This window comes from Pseudomonas sp. ICMP 10191 (genome assembly GCF_001467335.1).
GTDB classification, from domain to species: domain Bacteria; phylum Pseudomonadota; class Gammaproteobacteria; order Pseudomonadales; family Pseudomonadaceae; genus Aquipseudomonas; species Aquipseudomonas cerasi.
Genome location: NZ_LKGW01000135.1, coordinates 230,731 through 250,135, shown reverse-complemented (window position 1 = coordinate 250,135; position 19,405 = coordinate 230,731). Strand labels below are relative to the sequence as shown.

The window sequence follows — 19,405 nt, the reverse complement described above, 5'->3', positions numbered from 1 at the left end:
TCTGTTTTGAATGCTTTAAAGCAGATCGTACTGTTTGAGTTTCTTGCGCAGCGTGCCGCGATTCAGTCCCAGCAGCTCGGAGGCCTTCGTCTGGTTGCCCTTGACGTAGTTCATCACGCTTTCCAGAAGCGGAGCCTCGACTTCCGACAACACCAGGTTGTAGACGTCAGTGACGGATGCGCCTTCGAGGTGGGCGAAATAATTGTGCAGCGCCTTCTCGACACTTCCGCGCAGGGTCTGACCCTCTTCGCTCGGCGTGTTGAGGTGCTGTTTCAAATTGACGTTGTCGCTCACGGGTGTTGTTCCACTCACTAAAGTCTCGGTCATCATCGTCATGCGGCCACCTCTTTATCATTCTCGTTATCCGGGCCCTTGCAGCCTTGGCTGAAGAACTCCCGGACGTTGGCGCACTGTGCTTCCGTATCTTCCAAACGATTGAAGTGGGCGCGAAACTCTCTGGCGCCCGGCAGGGTTGCGAGATACCAGCTGACGTGTTTGCGTGCAATGCGCACGCCCATCACGTCTCCATAGAAAACGTGGAGCGCTGCCAGATGCTCAAGCAGAATGCGTTCCACTTCACTCGACTGCGGCGCCGGGAGTGTCTCTCCGGTCCGCAGGAAGTGTTCTATCTCGCGAAAAATCCAGGGACGCCCCTGTGCGGCCCTGCCAATCAGTAATCCGTCTGCTCCGGTGGCCTTCAGCACGTGCCGGGCCTTTTCCGGTGAATCGATGTCGCCATTGGCAAAGACCGGTATCGACACGGCCTGTTTGATCTGGGCAATGGTGTCGTACTCGGCCTCACCGGTGTACAGGTCGGCACGGGTTCGCCCGTGCACTGCCAGTGCCTGAATGCCTGCCTGCTCGGCGATTTTCGCCACTGTCAGGCCATTTCGGTTGTCGCGATCCCATCCGGTGCGGATCTTCAGCGTGACCGGTACATCGACTGCAGCCACGACGGCCTGCAGGATGTCGTTGACCAGTTGCTCATCCTTCAACAGCGCCGAGCCAGCCGCCTTGTTACAGACTTTCTTGGCCGGGCAACCCATGTTGATGTCGATGATCTGGGCGCCCAGTTCGACATTGGCACGTGCTGCGTCCGCCAGCATCTGCGGATCACCACCGGCGATCTGTACCGAGCGCGGCTCGGGATCACCTTCGTGGATCATGCGCAGACGCGATTTGCGGCTGTTCCACAGGCTCATGTCACTGGTGACCATCTCCGACACCACCAGGCCGGCACCGAGTCTTCGGCACAGCTGACGGAAAGGCTGGTCGGTGACGCCCGCCATCGGGGCGAGGATCAAGCCGTTTTGCACTGTATATGGGCCGATGCGTACTGCCGACATAGCCTTACCTGTTGTGGAGGCCAAATCATCCGCAGGCCGTGTAAAAAACCGTTTCACCCGGTCTGCAACGGCTCATCCCGCCAGCCGCATGCGCCACCGTCAGATCGAACCGAGAGTTTGAAAAAGGGTTGGCATGATACCCGCTCTCGATGACTGGATAAAGGCTGAATTGGATAAAATCTGAACAGCTCTTGCCTGAGTTCGATGAGTCCGGTCAGAGGGTATTTTGTTGCTGAATTTCTGCGATCATGCAGCGTTCTTTGGTGAAAGTAGCGTGTAGAAAAGCAGTCTCGGCCGACGCTGTCGCGCCGGACGAGTCATTCCGGCGAGCGGAAGTTCAGGCTGTAGTTCACGGCCTTGGCACCTGGATCAAGGATATCCAGCGCGATATGGATCGGCGTCTGGGGTGGCATCTCTTCCTTGCCGGCCATTTCGCCGCTCAGGTATTCACTGGGCTTGAACCGACGACTGGCAATCAACTGACCGCCGGTATCGGAAAAACGCAGTTCCAGCAGGGGAAACGGCTGGGAAAACGAGGCGCGGTTGTAGATGATCGCGTCCACCACCAGAGCCCCCTGGAACTCTGGGTGGCTGCGCACGACCAGGTTGCTGCTCTTGAGCTGGGAAATGTCGACCTTGCTCGGCACCTTGCAGCCGACCTGCGGGCAAATCTGCTGAAACCACGGGCGATACTGGTCCTGGCGTGCCAGCTGATCGAAGTGGTACCAGACGTATTGTCCTGCCAGGCCCGCCAGCGCCAGTACGATCAACAGACCCCAGGCCAGGCGTCGCCCCCAGCGCGGTTTGGGCCGTTGCCAGTCCAGTTGCAAAGGGTCGTCGGTCAGGTCAAGAAGTGTCTGGTCGCGCACTGCCGGTTCGTTGCGGCTGCGCTTGCCCCGCGGTTCTGGCTCCGGCTCATGGTCGTCGTCTTCATCATCGTCATCCACCGCAGACCAGCGCTCGACTTTTTCGGCAGGCGGAGCTTTGCGCTGGATGATGACGGGCATCGGGGGCTCGTCATCGTCCAGATGCTTGTCCAGTGACAGCGACGGCTCGGTACGCGTGTCATCCTCCAGCGGCTCTGGAGCGTCTACAGCGTCGGTGTCCGGGATGACTTCTGCATGCAGCTCGGGCAGTTGCTCGACATCGTCGTTATGCAGCGTATCGACCCATGCCGCCTCGTCGCTCTGCCGACTGTCACGCTTCGCCGTCAGGCTCACATCGTCGTTGCCGATATCGCTTACAGGGCGGGCGAAGGTGTCAGGCCTGCGGGTCTCGCGATGTTCGAGGCGGGCCAGTTCTTCGTCCAGATTGAGATTGTCCAGATCCAGCTCGCTGACCTGCCAGGGATCGTCCTCTTCGGGCGTCTTTTCCGGCTCCGGCTCCGGCTCCGGCTCCGGCACTGGCGTCGGCAGGGCCTCCGGTTCGGGCAGGGCCGCGATCACCGGCGAGGCGGGCAGGGTCTCTTTTTCGGCGTCATCGCTGGCGCGCTGCTCGAGCAACTGCCGCGCTGCGTTGAACACCTGCAGGCAGGCTCCGCACCGCACCACGCCACGGGCCACGCTCAGCTGAGCGTGACTGACTCTGAAACTGGTCTGGCAGTGCGGGCACTGGGTGACGAAACTGTCGGTCATGCGGCTGTCCGGTTGAAGCGGCGATTAACGGCGGCGACCCGTGATGCGTACCCAGCCATCTCGGTTTGCGATCGGGTCCAGATCAAAACTTTCAGCATAGGCTGTCGCGACTTCCTCACCCTGTTCGGCAAGAATGCCTGACAGTGCCAGGCGTCCGCCGGTCCTGATCAGGGTTGCCAGTTGCGGCGCCAGGGAAACCAGCGGGCCAGCCAGAATGTTGGCGACCAGCACGTCGGCCTGCTGGGGCGGCAGATCCTCGGGCAGGTACAGCGGGAAGCGTTCGGCCGCGATATTGTTGCGTCCGGCATTGTCTCGAGAGGCTTCCAGTGCCTGCACGTCGATATCGGTACCAACGGCCTGTTCGGCACCCAGCAGCAGTGCGGCGATGGCCAGAATGCCCGAGCCGCAGCCGAAATCCAGCACGTTGCAGCCTTCGAGTTCCTGGCCGTCCAGCCACTCGAGGCACAGCGCGGTGGTCGGGTGGGTCCCGGTGCCGAACGCCAGGCCCGGATCGAGCAACAGGTTCACGGCGTCCGGCTGTGGTGCGGCATGCCAGCTCGGCACGATCCACAGGCGCTTGCCGAAACACATCGGCTGGAAGTTATCCATCCAGCTGCGTTCCCAGTCCTGATCTTCGATGACTTCGGCGCTGTGCTCGGGTAACTCTTCGCCGGTCAGCAGGCTCAGGTGTGCCAGGGCCATTTCGGCATTGGTGTCGGCTTCGAACAGTGCGAGCAGGTGGGTGTGCGCCCACAGCGGCGTGGTATTGAGTTCGGGTTCGAAAATCGGCTGGTCTTCGGCGTCCATGAAGGTCACGGACACGGCGCCGACTTCAAGAAGGGCGTCTTCGTAGGTTTCGGCTTGTTCTGGGCTGATGGCGAGACGGACTTGCAGCCAAGGCATGGCGGATTACCTTCGATTTGGAAATAAGTGCGGCTTTTACAGCCGGTGCGGCCGCAGGAAGCGGGCAAGTTTACTGCTATGCGCTGCAAACAACAAAGCCGCATCACTGCGGCTTTGTCGTGGTGAAGCAGACTGGCTTATTGATTGGCCAGTTTGTGCTCCAGGTAGTGGATGTTGATTCCGCCTTCGCAGAAGCCTTCATCGCGGGTCAGATCGCGGTGCAGCGGGATGTTGGTCTTGATCCCGTCGACCACGATTTCGTCCAGGGCATTGCGCATGCGTGCCATGGCTTCTTCGCGGGTCGCGCCCCAAGTGATCACTTTACCGATCAGCGAGTCATAGTTGGACGGTACCTTGTAGCCGCTGTACAGGTGTGAATCGACCCGTACACCGTTGCCGCCCGGTGCGTGGAAGTGCTTGACCAGACCAGGGCTTGGCACGAAGGTCTTAGGGTCTTCGGCGTTGATCCGGCATTCCAGCGCATGACCCTTGATGACCACGTCATCCTGGGTGTACGACAGTTTGTTGCCGGCGGCGATGCTGAGCATCTCCTTGACGATGTCGATGCCGGTGACCATTTCCGAAACCGGGTGCTCCACCTGAACACGGGTGTTCATTTCGATGAAGTAGAAACGACCGTTTTCGTACAGGAACTCGAAAGTACCCGCACCACGATAGCCGATATCGATACACGCCTTGACGCAGGCGGCCAGGACATCCTCGCGCGCCTTTTCGTCGATGAACGGTGCCGGCGCTTCTTCCAGAACCTTCTGGTGACGGCGCTGCAGCGAGCAGTCGCGATCGCCCAGGTGAATGGCCTGGCCCTGGCCGTCGGAAATCACCTGGACTTCCACGTGACGTGGGTTGGTCAGGTATTTTTCCAGGTAGACCATCGGGTTGCTGAACCAGGCCGCTGCTTCGGCGCGGGTCTGGGAAGCGGCTTCGATCAGGTCTTCTTCGCGATGAACCACACGCATGCCGCGACCACCGCCACCACCGGCGGCCTTGATGATCACCGGGTAACCGACTTCACGACCGATGCGCAGAGCGGTGGCCTCGTCTTCCGGCAGCGGGCCGTCGGAACCGGGAACGGTCGGCACATTGGCCAGCTTCATGGCGTCCTTGGCGGAAACCTTGTCGCCCATCAGGCGAATGGTGTCTGCTTTGGGACCGATGAAAGCGAAGCCCGATTTTTCGACCTGTTCGGCGAAGTCGGCGTTCTCGGCGAGAAACCCGTAACCCGGGTGGATCGCCGTGGCGCCGGTCACTTCGGCAGCCGAAATGATCGCCGGAATGTTCAGGTAGGACAGATTGGCCGGTGCCGGACCGATGCAGACGGTTTCGTCTGCCAGGCCCAGGTGCATCAGCTCGCGATCTGCGGTGGAGTGTACAGCGACGGTCTTGATGCCCAGTTCTTTACAGGCACGCAAGATGCGCAAGGCAATTTCGCCGCGGTTGGCGATCAGAACTTTTTCCAACATCGCAGGCTCTCCCCGGGTCAAACGATTGTGAACAGCGGCTGGTCAAACTCAACCGGCTGACCGTTTTCTACCAGGATGGATTCGATCACACCGCTGGCTTCTGCCTGGATGTGGTTCATCATTTTCATCGCTTCGACGATGCAGATGGTGTCGCCTTTCTTGACGGTCTGGCCGACTTCAACGAATGCAGGCGAAGTAGGCGCCGGGGTACGGTAGAACGTACCGACCATTGGCGACTTGACTACAAAGCCGTTCAGTTTCGGAGCCGATGGCGCTTCTGCAGCTGCCGCAACCGGTGCTGCTGCCGGAGCCGGAGCGGCTGCAGGTGCAGCAACCGGAGCCGGTGCGTAGTAAGGCTGTGCCGGAGTCTTGCTGTGGCGGCTGATCCGTACGGATTCCTCGCCTTCACGGATTTCCAGCTCGTCGATGCCGGACTCTTCCAGCAATTCGATCAGTTTCTTGACTTTGCGAATATCCATTAATCAACTCCCAAGGTTCTGTAAGGGCAATGTGTCGGCCGGCTCAAACCATATGGTCAGCTTCAGGCTGGACTCATCATGGCTTGGCACTGGCGGCCAGTTGTTCCAGGGCGGCTTCCAGGGCCAGTCGGTAACCGCTGGCGCCAAGGCCGCAGATCACTCCTACAGCGACGTCTGAAAAGTAGGAGTGATGGCGGAAAGGTTCGCGTTTGTGCACGTTCGATAAATGCACTTCGATGAATGGGATGCTCACTCCCATCAGCGCGTCACGTATTGCAACGCTGGTGTGCGTAAAAGCAGCCGGATTGATCAAAATAAAATCCACACCCTCACCGCGAGCGGCGTGAATGCGGTCGATCAGTTCGTACTCGGCGTTGCTTTGCAGATACATCAGATGGTGACCGGCATCGCGAGCGCGCTGCTCCAGGTCCTGATTGATCTGAGGCAGGGTGATAGTGCCGTAGACCCCGGGTTCCCGAGTGCCCAGCAGGTTCAGGTTGGGTCCGTGGAGGACCAGGATAGTCGCCATTGCGTGTTCCTTTTATTGTCTGCGAGCGGTTTACGCCCGGCGACTATGCCGGAAGGGCAGTGGACTGTCCAGTTAACAACAGTAGCCAGCACAATGAGCGATATTCGCGCAAAGTTTATGACTCAGGGATCAGTTTTGGTCATTGGCGCTGTTCAGACGCTCGATCAGGCCTGCCGCGTCGATTTCGCCGACGACCCGTACAGTTTGCTGTTCTTCGCCGTTTTTATCGAAGAAAAGCAGCGCTGGCGGGCCAAACAGCTTGTACCGGTCAAGCAGGGCGCGTTGCTCTGCGTTGCTGTCGGTCATGTCGAAACGCACCTGCTTGTAACCCGACAAGCGGGCGACCACACCCGGGTCAGGCAGGACTTCGTGTTCGATGACCTTGCAACTGATGCACCAGTCGGCATACCAGTCGAGCACCAGCGGTTTGCCCTCGCGCCGGGCTTCCTGCATCACACGGTCCAGTTCGGCGGAGGTGGTGATCGTCTGCCACTGTGAGGCGGCCGGAGCTACCGCTCCGTTATTCGCCGTGGCGTACTCGCGGCCCAGCGGGCGCACGGGGTCGGTGTGCCCGGACAGCGCGCCGTACCAGCACGCCAGCGCATAGACCAGCAGCGCCAGCCCCAGCAGTTGGGCGAGTTTCTGCCGTGTGGTTTTGACATTGAATTCCAGGGTGCCGAGAAACAGTGCGACACCGGCCGACAACAGACCCACCAGCAACAACGTGACTTGCCCTGGCAGTACGCGGCTCAGCAGGCCGATGGCCAGCCCCAGCAGCAGCACACCGATGGCGTTTTTAACCGTCACCAGCCAAGGGCCGCTTTTCGGCAGCCATGTGGCACCGCCGGTTGCGATCAGCAACAGCGGCGCGCCCATGCCCAGGCCCAGCGCGAACAGTTTCAGAGCGCCGCCGAGTGCATCGCCGCTGGCGCTGATATACAACAGCGCACCGGCCAGAGGCGCCGATACGCAAGGTGACACCAACAGGCTGGAGACCACGCCCAGCACCGCTGCACCCCACAATGAACCGCCCTGGGTCTTGCCGGCGATACGGTCCAGACGAGAGCTGATGGACTGCGGCAGGCGCAGTTCGAAAGCGCCGAACATGGCAATGGCGAAGATCACGAAGAATGCCGAGAACGGCACCAGTACCCAGGCCGATTGCAAGCGCGCCTGCAGGTTAAGGCCTGCACCGAACACACCCATCAGCGCGCCCAGCAGGGCAAAGCACGCCGCCATCGGCAGTACGTAAGCCAGAGACAGGCTCAGCCCGCGCAACCCGCCAACCTGGCCGCGCAGCACCACGCCGGACAGAATCGGCAACATCGGCAGTACACACGGTGTGAAGGTCAGGCCTACGCCCGCGAGAAAAAACAGCGCCAGTTCTTTCCAGCTCCAGGCGGCCGCTGTGGCTGCGCTGGCAGACGCCTGGTCGCTCGGGCTGGCGGCTACGTCGCCAATGCTCAAACGCTCGGTTTCAGGTGGATAGCACAAGCCCTTGTCGGCGCAGCCCTGGTACGTGACGGCGAGGGTGAAGGGGCGCTGTTCGCCGGGTTTGCGTGGCAGGTCGATATCGAGAATGCCGTGATAGACCTCGACATCGCCAAAATACTCGTCGTGTTTCTGCTCGCCCTTGGGCAGTTGCGCTTCGCCAAGGCCGATGTCGGCAGGCTCGGTGCGGAACTGAAAGCGGTGGCGATACAGGTAGTAGCCATCGGTGGCGACCAGCCTCAGCTTGATCGACTCCTGCGTCGTTTCGATCAGGCTCAACTGAAAGGCCTGACGCACTGGCAGGAAGTCCTTGCTGTTATCCAGCGAGCCGCCGCCCAGCGTGGATGAAGGTCGGCTGTCCAGCAGACCGGCGCCGGAGGCGGGTAGGGCCAGGATCAATAACAGCAGGCATAACAAACGGCGCATGGCAGTCTCGAATCTCGAAAGTCTGCGCATGATAACGGAGTGCCCGGCGGCGTGCCGAGGGCAGGTTGTAAGAGTGGGTGTCAGCAGGCCCACGACGTGCCGGAATTATTTCTTGCCCGAGGAAAAGCTGCCACCAGCTTCCTGGTCGTAAAAATCCGGGATCTTGTACTTATACGTGTCCAGCCAGCGTTGCAGGCTGAGGTCACGTTCTGCCGCGGTATTGACCTGCGGCGTCGGCGAAGCGGCCTTGCCGCTGGCTTGAAGCTGCAGCCAGGTCTCGGTCTGTCTGGTTTCAGAGGCCGCAGTTTCATTGTTGTCTGCCCAGGCATCACCTGCGCTCAACAGCAGTACACACCCGGTGAATAGGATGCGCTTCATGGTCGTACCTCCTGGGACTGACGATCATTTTGCCCTGTCAGGCTCGCAATGGGCCGTGCAGATGCTAGAGGAGCGGCAGGGGGCTTCCGCAATTGCTCGGCACGCGCCTGGGCATCGGTCACCTGCTCAGGCGTCAGCCCGGCCCGCGACGCCAGTTCGGCGGCTTGCGTCCAGTTATTCTGATAGATCAGCAGCGTGGCCAGGTTCACCGCCGCCAGCGAGTCCGATTGTTTGAGCTCCATGGCCGTCAGGAACTGAAAGCGTGCCTGTTCCAGTTTCAACTGATTGAGGTAGACGACGCCCAGGTCATTACGGATCTTTTCATCGGTCGGTTGCAGTTTGCTGGCCATCAGCAGGTGTTGCTGTGCCAGCGTGTTGTCACCACGCGCTGCGGCCAGTTGCCCTAGGCCATGCTCACCCTCGGCTGCCCGGCAGGTGCCCAGCAGGCTGCGGTACAGAGGCTCGGCCTCGTTGCTGCCCAAAAGCCGCAACACCCGGGCCTTGCGCAGGCGAACCTCGCCCAGGCTGTCGGGCAGGCTTTCCAGATTGGCAAGGCTGGCATGCAGGCGGCCTTCATCGGCCATGTTCTGAGCCAGATTCAGGGAGAACTCCTGATCCGAGGTCAGCTTGGGGCACTGGCCTGGCTGAGCCGTGGCCTGCGTCCAGAGGGGGCGACCATCACTGGCGCATCCGCCCAGCAACAACAGCCCGAGTAGTACGATCACTGGTTTCATTGCAATGCGTCCTTTCGTCCACGGGTAACACCGGGTCAACTGCCCAGTGCGCGGCTTATTGCCATGAAGCCTGGCCCGGCCAGAACAATCAGCAGGGCGGGGAACAGAAACACCATCATGACCACCGACATCTTTGCCGAGAGTTTGGAAATGTATTCCTGCAGACGGGTCAGGCGTCGGTCGTCGATCAGTTGCTTGAGCATGAGCAGAGACTTCAACGCGCCGCCGCCCTGATGAATCAGTTGATTGAGGATCACGCAGGTGTCGCTCAACTCGTCGACAGCCAGCAGGGCAGCGGTTTTTCTCAGTTCCTCGCCCAGCTCCAGGCCGGAGTCGACGCGCACCAGCACTACGCGGATTTCCTCGGACAGCACCGGCAACAGGTCCTTGCCTTCGTTGCTGAGCACCCGAAGGGCCTGCTCGACCGCCATACCGGACTCGAACAGGATGCGCAGCAGCGGGATAAAGGTAGAGATTTCCACCACCACTTGTTTCTGACGGCGCCGAGCTGCGGCCGCCAGAATCCGCTTGGGCAGCAGATAACCGACTCCCAAGGCAAAGATCGGCGCGATGAGCGGTTGCTGGACGCCTTTGAAAAACAGCAGTTGGCCGAGGATGACCATGACCATCAGGCCGACCGGAACGCCGACCTGGCAGGCCGCGAACAACGAACGTTTGCTGGCGCGCCGCCAGCCGATGCGGTTGAGCAGTATCTGGGTTTCCGAATCCAGGCTGATGCTGCGTTGGCCTATGCGGGTATCGCCGAGCAAGCGCAACAGGCTGCCGATGCGGCTTTCGCGGATCACCTGGCCCCTCAAGCGCCTGGCCACCAGACGTTCATTGCGGCGTTGACGGGCTACGCCGGACAACAGCAGAAATGCTGCAGCGGCAAGCATCATGGCAGCGAATACCAGTTCCATCTCAAATGCTCCTCAACATGCGCCACAGCACCACGCAGCCCGTGACCTGCAGCGCGAAGGCCATGCTCAGCATGATCTTGCCGCTGTCGTCGTCCCACATATGCAGCAGATAACTGGGGTTCACCGCCAGAAAGTAACCGGCCATGGTGATCGGCAGCAGGGCCAGCACCAACGCAGTCATGCGGGTTTCGCCGGTCATGGCGCGCAATTGACGACCGGCCTGTTCCCGATCGCGAATCAGCTTGATCAGGTTTTCCATCAGTTCGCTGGCATTGCCGCCATAACGGTGATTGACCCGCAAGCCGATGGCGAACAGGTGAAACTCGTCGCGCTCATACAGTTCGGCAAAATCCCTCGCCGCATCCGGCAGGCTGACGCCCAGCTGTACGTTACGCTCGATCCGGCTCATGCCGTCCTTGAGCGGCTGGTCCGTGGCATCGATGCCGTGCAGTACCGCGTCGGCCAGGGTTCTGCCGGACTTGAGGCTGCGCACGGTATGGTCGAGCAATTGCGGCAGTTGCTGGATCATGCGGCGCACGCGCACCTCATAGCGCCATGAAACGAACAGGCGCAGTGTCAAAGGCACCGCCAGCATGACGCTGATCGCGCCGACGCCCCCCGCCATTGCGTAGCCGATCAGTATCAGCAGCGCATACAGCGTCAAGGCCAGGCCCGCGCGCTTGGTCGGCTGTCCCAGCCCAGCGCGCAAAAAGGCCCGATCCAGGTAGGTCCAGCCGGTCTTTTCGACCACGGGTTGCACTTGCCCGGCCATCAGCCGCTGCCTGACCCGCTCACTGGCACCCTGGTTGAGCGCCAGATAGAACATGCGAATGGACGCCATCAGCAGCATCACGGAGATCAGGCCCAGTACCAGTGACGCACTCATGCCGACTCCCTGGTCATGTCAGTAGCCAGGCCGCAGCTTGTCGCCGGCAGCGTGGGCCGCTTCGCGCATGAAGCCGACCCCGGTGCGACGATCAACGCGGAACAGAGTATTGGTGACATAGATGTCATCGCGTATGCCGACCACTTCCACCACTTCACTGACACAGCGGCGCCCGTCAGGCAGACGCGTCAGTTGGATAATCACATCCAGTGCCGCGCAGACCATCTGGCGCAGGGTCTTTTCCGGGATCAGCCGCCCGGTCAGGCCCACCAGCGTTTCCAGGCGCAGCAGGGCATCCTGTGCATTGTTGGCGTGCACGGTACTCATCGAACCGTCGTGGCCGGTGTTCATCGCCGTCAACACGTCCAGCACTTCGACACCGCGGATCTCGCCGAGGATGATGCGGTCCGGGCGCATCCGCAGCGAGTTGCGGATCAGGTCGCTGGCGCGCACCTCGCCATGCCCTTCGGCGTTGGGCGGGCGGGTTTCCAGGCGCACCACATGCGGGTGACTGAGCTGCAACTCGGCGACGTCCTCTATGGTGACCAAGCGCTGATTGCTGTCGATCAACTGGCTCAGCACATTGAGCATGGTGGTCTTGCCCGTGCCGGTGCCGCCGCTGACCAGAATGTTGCAGCGTTTGCCGACGGCCTCCTGGAAGAATTCGAAAATCGACTGATCGATGGTCTGCATGGCCACCAGGTCAGCGCTCTTGAGCATGTCCTTGCGAAACTTCCGGATCGACAGACACGGGCCGTCCAGCGCGATGGGCGGAATGATCGCGTTGACCCGGCTGCCATCGGGCAGACGCGCATCGACCATCGGTGAGGATTCGTCCAGGCGGCGCCCGAGTGGTGCCAGGATGCGCTGCATCACGCGCTCGACATGGTGCGAATCGATAAAGCGCAGGTCGGTGTGGTGCAGCACGCCATCGCGCTCGACAAATACCTTGCCTGGCCCGTTGACCAGAATTTCCGTCACCGAAGTGTCGCGCAGCAGCACTTCCAGTGGGCCGAAGCCGGTCAGTTCATCGACCAGCTCTTCAGCCAGGCGCTCCATTTCGTAACGCGAGATGGCCAGCCGCAGCCGTGCGACGTATTCGGCCACCTTGTCGATGACGAATTGCGCCAGGGCTGGCCTTGAGCCTTCGAGCAGACTTTTGCCGCTTTCCTCCATGCCATCGATGATGTAACGGTGCAGCACCAGTTTCAGGCCTTGCCCGTCGTCAGGCTTGCCTTGCGTGCGCGATGAGACGCCAAACAGTTTCTCCGCCATTACCGGTTCCCCCACAGTCGAGCGAGCCAGCCCTGATCGGGTTTCTCGCGTGCCTCGGCATGCCGTGCCAAATGCTCGCCAAGCCGCCGCAGCCCGGAGCACAGAGCGTCGCGTGAGGCCAGTTCGAACAGCGTCACGCCCTGATTCTTGGCGTTGAGGCGCAGCTCCGGGGCAAGCGGCAGTACCGCCAGCACCGGCAGGCCGAAGGTTTTGCTCACGGTTTCGGAATTGGGTGCAACCGAGCGCTGATAGCGATCGACCAGCAGGCTGGCGTGCTGCATTTTCATGCCTTTTTCGCGCCAGTTGTTGAGCACCGTCAGGTTGCGTCGACAGCCCAGCACGCTCTGGTCGGTGTACCACAGCAACTGATCGCAATGGCTGACCAGCGAGCGCAAGGCCTCGCTGTCCGGCTGCCCCACCAGGTTCACGACCACATGCTGAAAATGCTGGCGCAGTGCGCTGAGCAGCATATAAAGCTCGGCGGCGCTGGACTGTTCCAGATGATCGTCGGCTTCGCTGTAGGCCAGAATGCGCAGGCCGCTTTCGCTGGTGGTGAAGGCGCTGTCGATCAGCGTTGCATCGAGCCTGCGCAAGTGGCGCAGGGCGTCACCGAAGCTGAAGGTCGATTCAAGACCGAGCATCAACAGGCTGTCGCCGCGTGGCAGGCCGAGGTCCAGCAGCAGTGTGCGCTGGCCGGTCTTGTGCACGACCATCGCCAGGTGCGTCGCGATCAAGGCCCCGTCGTCGTCGCTTTGTACGCCATACAGCACCGACAGGCCGCTCATGTTCGGGTTGGGCGTCACGGCGGGCAGGCGCTTGCTCAGACGTCTGACCAGGCCGGCGACCTCACTGGAGCGGGACCCGTAGGCAACGAAGTCCCTGGCCCCGGCGCGCATGGCGTTAAGCACCAACTGGTTGTCCATGCCATCGCCGAGCGCAACGATGGCCAGCATCGGCTTGGCTTCCAGCGCACTTTCGATCAGGGCGCTCTGAGTCATCAAATGCTCACGGTCGAGCCCGACGAACACCACGCTGGCAAACGTCACGTCCACCAGCGCCAGGAGGTCGTCGAGGCTGCCCGTACCGGCACTGACCACCTGACCCAGCGAACCCAGAGCACTTTGCAGCCACTCCAGGTCGGTATTATTACGGGTGATTGCCAGGAAGGTCTGGCTCAGGCTCTGGCTCATTTGGATAATCCGTCGCGGCGGTCGAAATCGCCGTTTTCCAGAAAATACAGACGCGGGAAGCTCGGGTCATAGGTGCGCAGCCCCTCGCCTGGCAGTGACGGCAGGCGGGCGTTGGCGGCCAGTGGCTGGACCAGATGCGGAGTGACGATCATCAGCAGTTCGCGCTCGTCGCGCTGGATCTGCGAGCTGCGGAAAAATGCACCGAGAATCGGGATGTCGCCGAGGCCGGGAAACTTGTCCACCGAGCCGCTGTTGCTGGAACTGATCAGGCCGCTGACCACGAAGCTCTCGCCGTCGGCAAGCGCAATGCTGGTGTCGGTACGGCGGATGTTGAGTGCCGGCACAGTGGTCCCGGCGATGGTGATACCGGCCGAGAAGTCCAGCTCGCTGACTTCCGGTGCGACCTTCAGCAGAATCCGGTCCCGGCCCACGACTGTCGGGGTCAGGGTCAGGCGCACGCCGAACTCCTTGTACTCGATGGAGATACCGTTGCCTTCACCATTGGGCACCGGCACCGGGAATTCGCCGCCGGCCAGAAAGCTCGCGCTTTGCCCGTTGAGGGCGACCAGGCTGGGGCGTGCCAGGGTGTAGGCGTAGCCGCTGTTTTCCATGGCATTGATCATGCCCAGCACCTTGCTGCTGCCACCGCCCCAGACGATATTGAAATTGCTGTTGTTCAGCGGAATGCTCGGCGTTATGCCGCCCACAGCGCCAGGTGTGACGTTGACGCCCGGCACCGTGCCGGGCGCGCCGAACAGAAAGTTGCTCGAGCCTTTGCCGAAGATCGAGGTGCTGGCCTCCTTGAGCTTGGTGCGGCTGACTTCGATAAAGCGGATGTCAGTCTGCACCTGGCTGGGTAACTGCGCATCGGCAGACGGCGCGGTGACACTCTCGACCATGGCGGTCGTCGCCCGGCCACGGACGAAGACCATGCTCTGGCGCGGCGCACTTGCGCAGGCAGTCCAGACCATCAGGCTGGTCGTACCCTGCGCGACGCCGGTCAACAGAAAACCGTCGGTGCCGTTGACGTGCACATCGGCGATTTTCGGATCACCCACGGCGATGCGGGTGATGGGTACCGCAGAGCGGACCTCCTGTTGAATGCCCTGGTCGATTTCCACGGCCGCCGGCATGGCGGCAAGGCCGGCACAATTGCCCGAAGCGGCCCACGCGCCTGGCGCGGACAGTGCTGCAAGGACTAACGCCAGCAGCCGGGGTTTTATAACTGGCACGGAACAACAGCTCATCAAATGCAATCCTTGCTCAATCAGGGAGTTTGTTGCGTGATCTGGTTACCGCGTATGACCTCGACAGCGCGAGACGTACGCGGGATTGCGCCTGCTGCTGGCGCGCTGGCCGGCCCCAGGCTCAGTTGTCTGAAGCTGACCAGTTGGCGGTTGGCTGAATCGAGTCGCTCGGCAGCGTCAGGGCCGCCGGCTTCGTTGGCCCAGTAGTCCTGCAGGTTGCCCTCGTCGGCGCTGCGCACGGCCAGACGCAGAACACCGGTTTGCGACGCCAGCATCAGGCGCGCCACCAGGGCCTGCGGCACCGCGACCGTGACGGTTCGCGCGTTGATTCGCTGCTGCTCCTGTTTGAGGCGTTCGTCAGCGTTGAGGTCCTGCACCGGCTTGCCGTTGCGGTCCGGACCGAGCAGCGCGCCAACGCCGAGAATCCGCAGGGCAGGCACCACGACCTGGCTCGACCGATTCGGATTGCTCACGTCCTCAGGCAGGTAAAGCAGTACATCCACGTAGTCGCCGGGGCTGAGTTGTCCGGAGGCGCCCGTCACTTCATCGACTTGCAACGCCAGGGCCCGCTCGTGTGGCCGAATCATCCGCGCCAGGGTGCCGCCCGTCTCGAAGCTGCTTTCGGTCAGCCAGGTTCCGGCGGTCAGCGTACGCCAACTGCTGCGGCCGACGATTTTATCGATGGCTTCAAAGCTACCGGGTGGGGCGACCTTGAGGCGCTCGATGGTCAGGTCATCGGCCGTGATTGCGGTGTAGGCAGGAACATCCCGCGCCAGCACCACAACGTTGTGACGCACAGCATCCTCGACGGGCGGAGTCGGAGGCGTCTGGATCGTTGTTACGGTGGTGACAGGCCCGTTGGGCGGAATGACAACAGCAGGTGCCTCAGCCTGTTTGCTGACGGCGATCCCCAGATACCCGGCAATCAACGCCCCCAATAAAAACAGGACAGCAAGCACCAGGGTAATGCGACTGCTCATGGCAACTTTTCCCTTTGTCATCGCAGGACAACTTCAACACACGCGGTGCGGCACTTCATCATCAGGCAATAGAGGACGAGGTTAAACGTCCGTTATGTGAAGGTAGCTCATGGCAACCAAAGCGCCATTCTGCTTTGGTATAAAAATGCTTTTACGTGAATGACATAGCCGTTTGGGCGCGCTGTGCAAGGTGATGGTCGACCCTATAACTTTCCGGTTAATGCTTTGTTGAGATTGTGGGTTTTTTGATTGAAGGCAATGCTGATATTGCGAGGGGATACACGCGCACGAAGGTTTATTGGCGCCACGAAGGCGCAAGGAGAAATGAGATGTTCCTTACACAGTTATATGTCAGCGTCTACGCTCGTATTCAGTCTTTTTTGAAGGACAAGGAGGGGGCATCGGCGATCGAGTACGCAGTGATTGTAGCCATGGTGGCGCTGGTGCTGTTTGCTATGGTGACGCCGATGGGCGACGCTGTTAAAGCTCAATTCAACAAAATTATCCTCGCCTTGGGTGGAACGGTGGCGAGTTAGTTTACTATTGTGACCTGAGTTCATTCTTGTCGAGATAACCACATGGCTGTCCACCCCATCCGCCAACAGCTGCTTCTGGTTGATGACGAAGAGGACGCAAACGAGGAATTGGCAGAACTGCTCGAAGGTGAGGGGTTCTGCTGTTTCACGGCGTCTTCCGTCAAGATGGCCCTGCACCAGTTGACCATTCATCCGGATATCGCGCTGGTAATCACTGACCTGCGTATGCCCGAGGAAAGCGGCATCCAGTTGATTCGCCATCTGCGCGATCACACCTCACGCCAGCATTTGCCCGTTATCGTCACCTCCGGCCATGCCGACATGGATGACGTCAGCGATTTGCTGCGCCTGCATGTGCTCGACCTGTTCCGCAAACCGATCTATCACGTCCGTTTGCTGGAAACCCTCAACAACCTGTTTCCCGAGCCGAAGGTTTTCCAGGTTCAGTGACGACAGGCATCGCGCCCTGCAGCATGATCACGCTGGAGCATGGGCACGATAGTTAAAGGGCTAGCGTTCCTCACGCTCCAGCGTGGGAACGCCTTTCGTGACGCTCTGCGTCACACCCGTCTGCGTTCACTCCACCACGCTGAATTCAACCCGCGCCGTCTGGCCGCTCTCGTCCAGCACGCTTAACTGATAACGCCCCGGTTTACTCAGGGTGGGGGTGAAGTCTTGCCGGGTGTCGGTGTCTGCCAGAGGTTTGCCATCGATAAACCACCAGCGATGGCCACTGCCGCCGAGCGCCGAGAGCGTGAGGCGTAAAGCCTGACGACTGGCGGCAGGCAGGCGCAGGTTGTCGCCTTCGCGCACGCCGACAATGCTCAGCGGGGGCGCCAGGTTCAGGTTCTGCGGTGGGCAATCCGGGTCAGCGAGCGGCAGGCGTGCATCACGCCGCTCTGCTCTGGGCAGCCAGGGCTCAAGAGGCGCAGGCCACAGCGCGATGTCCTGCGCTCGGGCGTCCGGGCAATTGGCCGCGACGCGTAGCCCCTTGGCATTGACCCAGACACGTTCCTGCACACCCAGCCCGAGCGGTTGGTCGGCCGCTTGCAGGGTGGGCGGCGTGGTGCCGTCAAGCGTCCAGGCGAAACGTTGGCGACGGCAATTGGGGTCGCTTTTGCTCATCGGTTGACCCAGCGGCCAGCAGATGGCGGCCACACCGACGTTCTGCGGCACGGGTTGCACCGGTGCGGCGATCCCGCGCTGACTGTCGCGATTGACCAGCACATCGTGCACCTGAAGCATCAGCGGCGCCGCCGAAGCCAGCCCGAACTGCCCTGGCACCGGTGTGCCATCCGGCCGACCGATCCAGACACCGACCAGGAAACGCGGCCCGACGCCAATCGCCCAGGCATCGCGGAAGCCATAGCTGGTGCCGGTCTTCCAGGCCAGTTGCGGGCGCTGTACCAGCTCGGCGCGCGGGTCGATGTCCGGGCGCGACTGGCCACTGAGAATGCGTCGAATGATCCACGCAGCGCCCGGTGACATCATCCGCCGTTCACGCAGTCGGTCCTGCGGTTGCAGTCGAACATCGGCACTGCGCCCGCCGCGCGCGAAGGCGCTGTAGCCTGTCACCAAGTCCTCTAGCCGACTGCCTGCGCCGCCAAGAATCAGTGCCAGACTCGGCTCGGCCAGCGGCGGCAGGGTCAGGGGGACGCCGCCATTGCGCAGTTCGGCGGCGAAGCGCTTCGGCCCGTAGACCTCGAGCAATTGCACGGCAGGCAGGTTGAGCGACATCGACAGCGCCGAACTGGCCGCCACCGGCCCGCCGAAACCGCTCGAAAAGTTGCCTGGTCGATAGTCGCCATAGCGCCGCGGTACATCCTGCATCAGGGATTCGGAGTGGATCAGCCCGGCGTCCATGGCCATGCCGTACAGGAACGGCTTGAGCGTCGAGCCCGGCGAACGCAGGGCAGTGACCATGTCCACATGGCCGAAACGCTTGGCGTCGTTGATGTCCACCGAGCCGACGTACGCGCGCACGGCCATGTTTTCCGCCTCGACCACCAGAATCGCTGCCGACGTTCGCTCCGGGAGTCGTGCGCGCCAGCCCATCAGCAGGTCTTCCATGCGCCGTTGCAGTGAGGCGTCCAGCGTGGTGCGGATCAGTGGCGGGCTGTTGGGGCGATTCAGGCGTCGGGCCAGCAACGGCGCCAGGCTCGGTTCCTGTCGCGGTGCCAGCCACAAAGGCTCTTCCAGTGCTTCGTTCACGCTTGCTTGCGGCCACACCTGAAACTCTGCCAGGCGCCTCAGCACCTTGTCGCGGGCCTGCTGCGCCCGCTGCGGGTGGCGATCAGGACGCAGGCGGCTTGGCGCCTGTGGCAGCACCGCCAGCAATGCTGCCTCGGCGCGGGTCAGGTTCTGCGGCGACTTGCCCAGATAGGCCCAACTGGCGGCTGCGACGCCTTGCAGTGTGCCGCCGAACGGGGCGCGATTGAGGTACAGACTGAGGATCTGATCCTTGGACAGGTGCCACTCAAGCTGCAGCGTACGCCACAGCTGACGAAACTTGCCGGATAGCGTGCGTGAATGCGGATCGAGCAACCGCGCCACTTGCATCGACAGCGTGCTGCCACCCGAGACTACACGGGCACCGCTGAGGTTTTGCCAGGTGGCGCGTAACAGCGCCAGCGGATTAACCCCGGGATGGCTGTAGAACCAGCGGTCTTCGTAGGTCAGCAGGGCTTCGAGGTAGTAGGGCGAGACCTGCTCGTTGCTGACCGGGTAGCGCCACACGCCATTGGCGTCGGCAAAGCGCCACAGTGGCGTGCCGTCCTCGGCCAGGACGACGCGAGCCAGATCGTCTCTGGGCAGTGGCAGCGGCCAAAGTCGGTCGGCCAGCCAGAGGAGGGCGATCAGCAGCATGATCGCGCCCGCCAGCCACTTGAATGTTCGCGGCAGGCGCAGAAGAAATTCAGGTTTCAACGCAAAGAGCCTTTATGATCCACGGAACCTGACACGCATTGCGAC

At 61.5% G+C, this 19,405-nt stretch carries 19 protein-coding genes; 2 read left to right on the top strand and 17 right to left on the bottom strand.

Annotated elements, in window-relative coordinates; translation table 11 throughout:
• Positions 1-15: 15 nt before the first annotated feature.
• The 16 genes from fis to cpaB form a co-directional block, all read right to left on the bottom strand.
• Positions 16-336, bottom strand: coding sequence for a DNA-binding transcriptional regulator Fis (fis, locus tag AO388_RS21625; RefSeq protein ID WP_002555375.1), 321 nt, complete (start codon positions 334-336; stop codon positions 16-18).
• The gene (gene dusB, locus AO388_RS21620; protein ID WP_003368840.1) at positions 333-1,346 is read right to left on the bottom strand and encodes a tRNA dihydrouridine synthase DusB; all 1,014 of its coding nucleotides are present in this window, start codon (positions 1,344-1,346) and stop codon (positions 333-335) included. The genes fis and dusB overlap by 4 nt, the downstream gene beginning before the upstream one ends.
• A 317-nt stretch (positions 1,347-1,663) precedes the next feature.
• Positions 1,664-2,980 carry a DUF3426 domain-containing protein gene (locus tag AO388_RS21615; protein WP_058417084.1) on the bottom strand — a complete coding sequence of 439 codons (1,317 nt, stop codon included), beginning with the start codon at positions 2,978-2,980 and terminating at the stop codon, positions 1,664-1,666.
• Positions 2,981-3,004: 24 nt separating this feature from the next.
• The gene (prmA, locus tag AO388_RS21610) at positions 3,005-3,883 is read right to left on the bottom strand and encodes a 50S ribosomal protein L11 methyltransferase (protein WP_058417083.1); all 879 of its coding nucleotides are present in this window, start codon (positions 3,881-3,883) and stop codon (positions 3,005-3,007) included.
• A 137-nt stretch (positions 3,884-4,020) separates the two neighbouring features.
• A complete protein-coding gene (gene accC / locus AO388_RS21605) occupies positions 4,021-5,364 on the bottom strand; it encodes an acetyl-CoA carboxylase biotin carboxylase subunit (RefSeq protein WP_003368837.1) in 1,344 nt (447 codons plus the stop codon).
• Positions 5,365-5,381: 17 nt separating this feature from the next.
• Positions 5,382-5,843, bottom strand: a complete 462-nt coding sequence (gene accB, locus AO388_RS21600) for an acetyl-CoA carboxylase biotin carboxyl carrier protein (protein ID WP_003368836.1) — start codon at positions 5,841-5,843, stop codon at positions 5,382-5,384.
• Between the two features lie 76 nt (positions 5,844-5,919).
• A complete protein-coding gene (aroQ, locus tag AO388_RS21595; RefSeq protein ID WP_002555369.1) occupies positions 5,920-6,372 on the bottom strand; it encodes a type II 3-dehydroquinate dehydratase in 453 nt (150 codons plus the stop codon).
• A gap of 129 nt (positions 6,373-6,501) precedes the next feature.
• Complete coding sequence (locus tag AO388_RS21590; protein WP_269085763.1) at positions 6,502-8,289, bottom strand: protein-disulfide reductase DsbD; 1,788 nt, start codon at positions 8,287-8,289, stop codon at positions 6,502-6,504.
• Between the two features lie 105 nt (positions 8,290-8,394).
• Complete coding sequence (locus AO388_RS21585; RefSeq protein WP_003431725.1) at positions 8,395-8,667, bottom strand: DUF3613 domain-containing protein; 273 nt, start codon at positions 8,665-8,667, stop codon at positions 8,395-8,397.
• Positions 8,664-9,401 (bottom strand): hypothetical protein, encoded by a 738-nt coding sequence (locus tag AO388_RS21580; protein WP_058398073.1) that lies wholly within the window; start codon positions 9,399-9,401, stop codon positions 8,664-8,666. The genes AO388_RS21585 and AO388_RS21580 overlap by 4 nt, the downstream gene beginning before the upstream one ends.
• A gap of 35 nt (positions 9,402-9,436) precedes the next feature.
• Positions 9,437-10,321, bottom strand: coding sequence for a type II secretion system F family protein (locus AO388_RS21575; RefSeq protein ID WP_003431722.1), 885 nt, complete (start codon positions 10,319-10,321; stop codon positions 9,437-9,439).
• A gap of 1 nt (position 10,322) precedes the next feature.
• On the bottom strand, positions 10,323-11,207 hold the full coding sequence (locus AO388_RS21570) for a type II secretion system F family protein (protein ID WP_044309561.1): 885 nt from the start codon (positions 11,205-11,207) through the stop codon (positions 10,323-10,325).
• Positions 11,208-11,225: 18 nt separating this feature from the next.
• Positions 11,226-12,482, bottom strand: a complete 1,257-nt coding sequence (locus AO388_RS21565) for a CpaF family protein (RefSeq protein ID WP_003313926.1) — start codon at positions 12,480-12,482, stop codon at positions 11,226-11,228.
• Positions 12,482-13,672, bottom strand: coding sequence for an AAA family ATPase (locus AO388_RS21560; RefSeq protein WP_003368829.1), 1,191 nt, complete (start codon positions 13,670-13,672; stop codon positions 12,482-12,484). The genes AO388_RS21565 and AO388_RS21560 overlap by 1 nt, the downstream gene beginning before the upstream one ends.
• Positions 13,669-14,919: a type II and III secretion system protein family protein gene (locus AO388_RS21555; protein ID WP_003431720.1), complete on the bottom strand. Its 1,251-nt coding sequence runs from the start codon at positions 14,917-14,919 to the stop codon at positions 13,669-13,671. Before AO388_RS21555 ends, AO388_RS21560 begins: the two co-directional genes overlap by 4 nt.
• A 20-nt stretch (positions 14,920-14,939) precedes the next feature.
• Positions 14,940-15,899, bottom strand: coding sequence for a Flp pilus assembly protein CpaB (gene cpaB / locus AO388_RS21550; protein ID WP_058398071.1), 960 nt, complete (start codon positions 15,897-15,899; stop codon positions 14,940-14,942).
• A 329-nt stretch (positions 15,900-16,228) separates the two neighbouring features.
• On the opposite strand from cpaB, the gene AO388_RS21545 reads away from it, so the two are divergent.
• Both AO388_RS21545 and AO388_RS21540 read left to right on the top strand, forming a co-directional pair.
• A complete protein-coding gene (locus AO388_RS21545) occupies positions 16,229-16,435 on the top strand; it encodes a Flp family type IVb pilin (RefSeq protein ID WP_003368826.1) in 207 nt (68 codons plus the stop codon).
• A gap of 42 nt (positions 16,436-16,477) precedes the next feature.
• A complete protein-coding gene (locus AO388_RS21540; RefSeq protein ID WP_003368825.1) occupies positions 16,478-16,885 on the top strand; it encodes a response regulator in 408 nt (135 codons plus the stop codon).
• Between the two features lie 126 nt (positions 16,886-17,011).
• On the opposite strand, the gene pbpC is transcribed toward AO388_RS21540, so the two are convergent.
• Positions 17,012-19,360 carry a peptidoglycan glycosyltransferase PbpC gene (pbpC, locus tag AO388_RS21535; protein ID WP_058417081.1) on the bottom strand — a complete coding sequence of 783 codons (2,349 nt, stop codon included), beginning with the start codon at positions 19,358-19,360 and terminating at the stop codon, positions 17,012-17,014.
• Between the last annotated feature and the right edge of the window lie 45 nt (positions 19,361-19,405).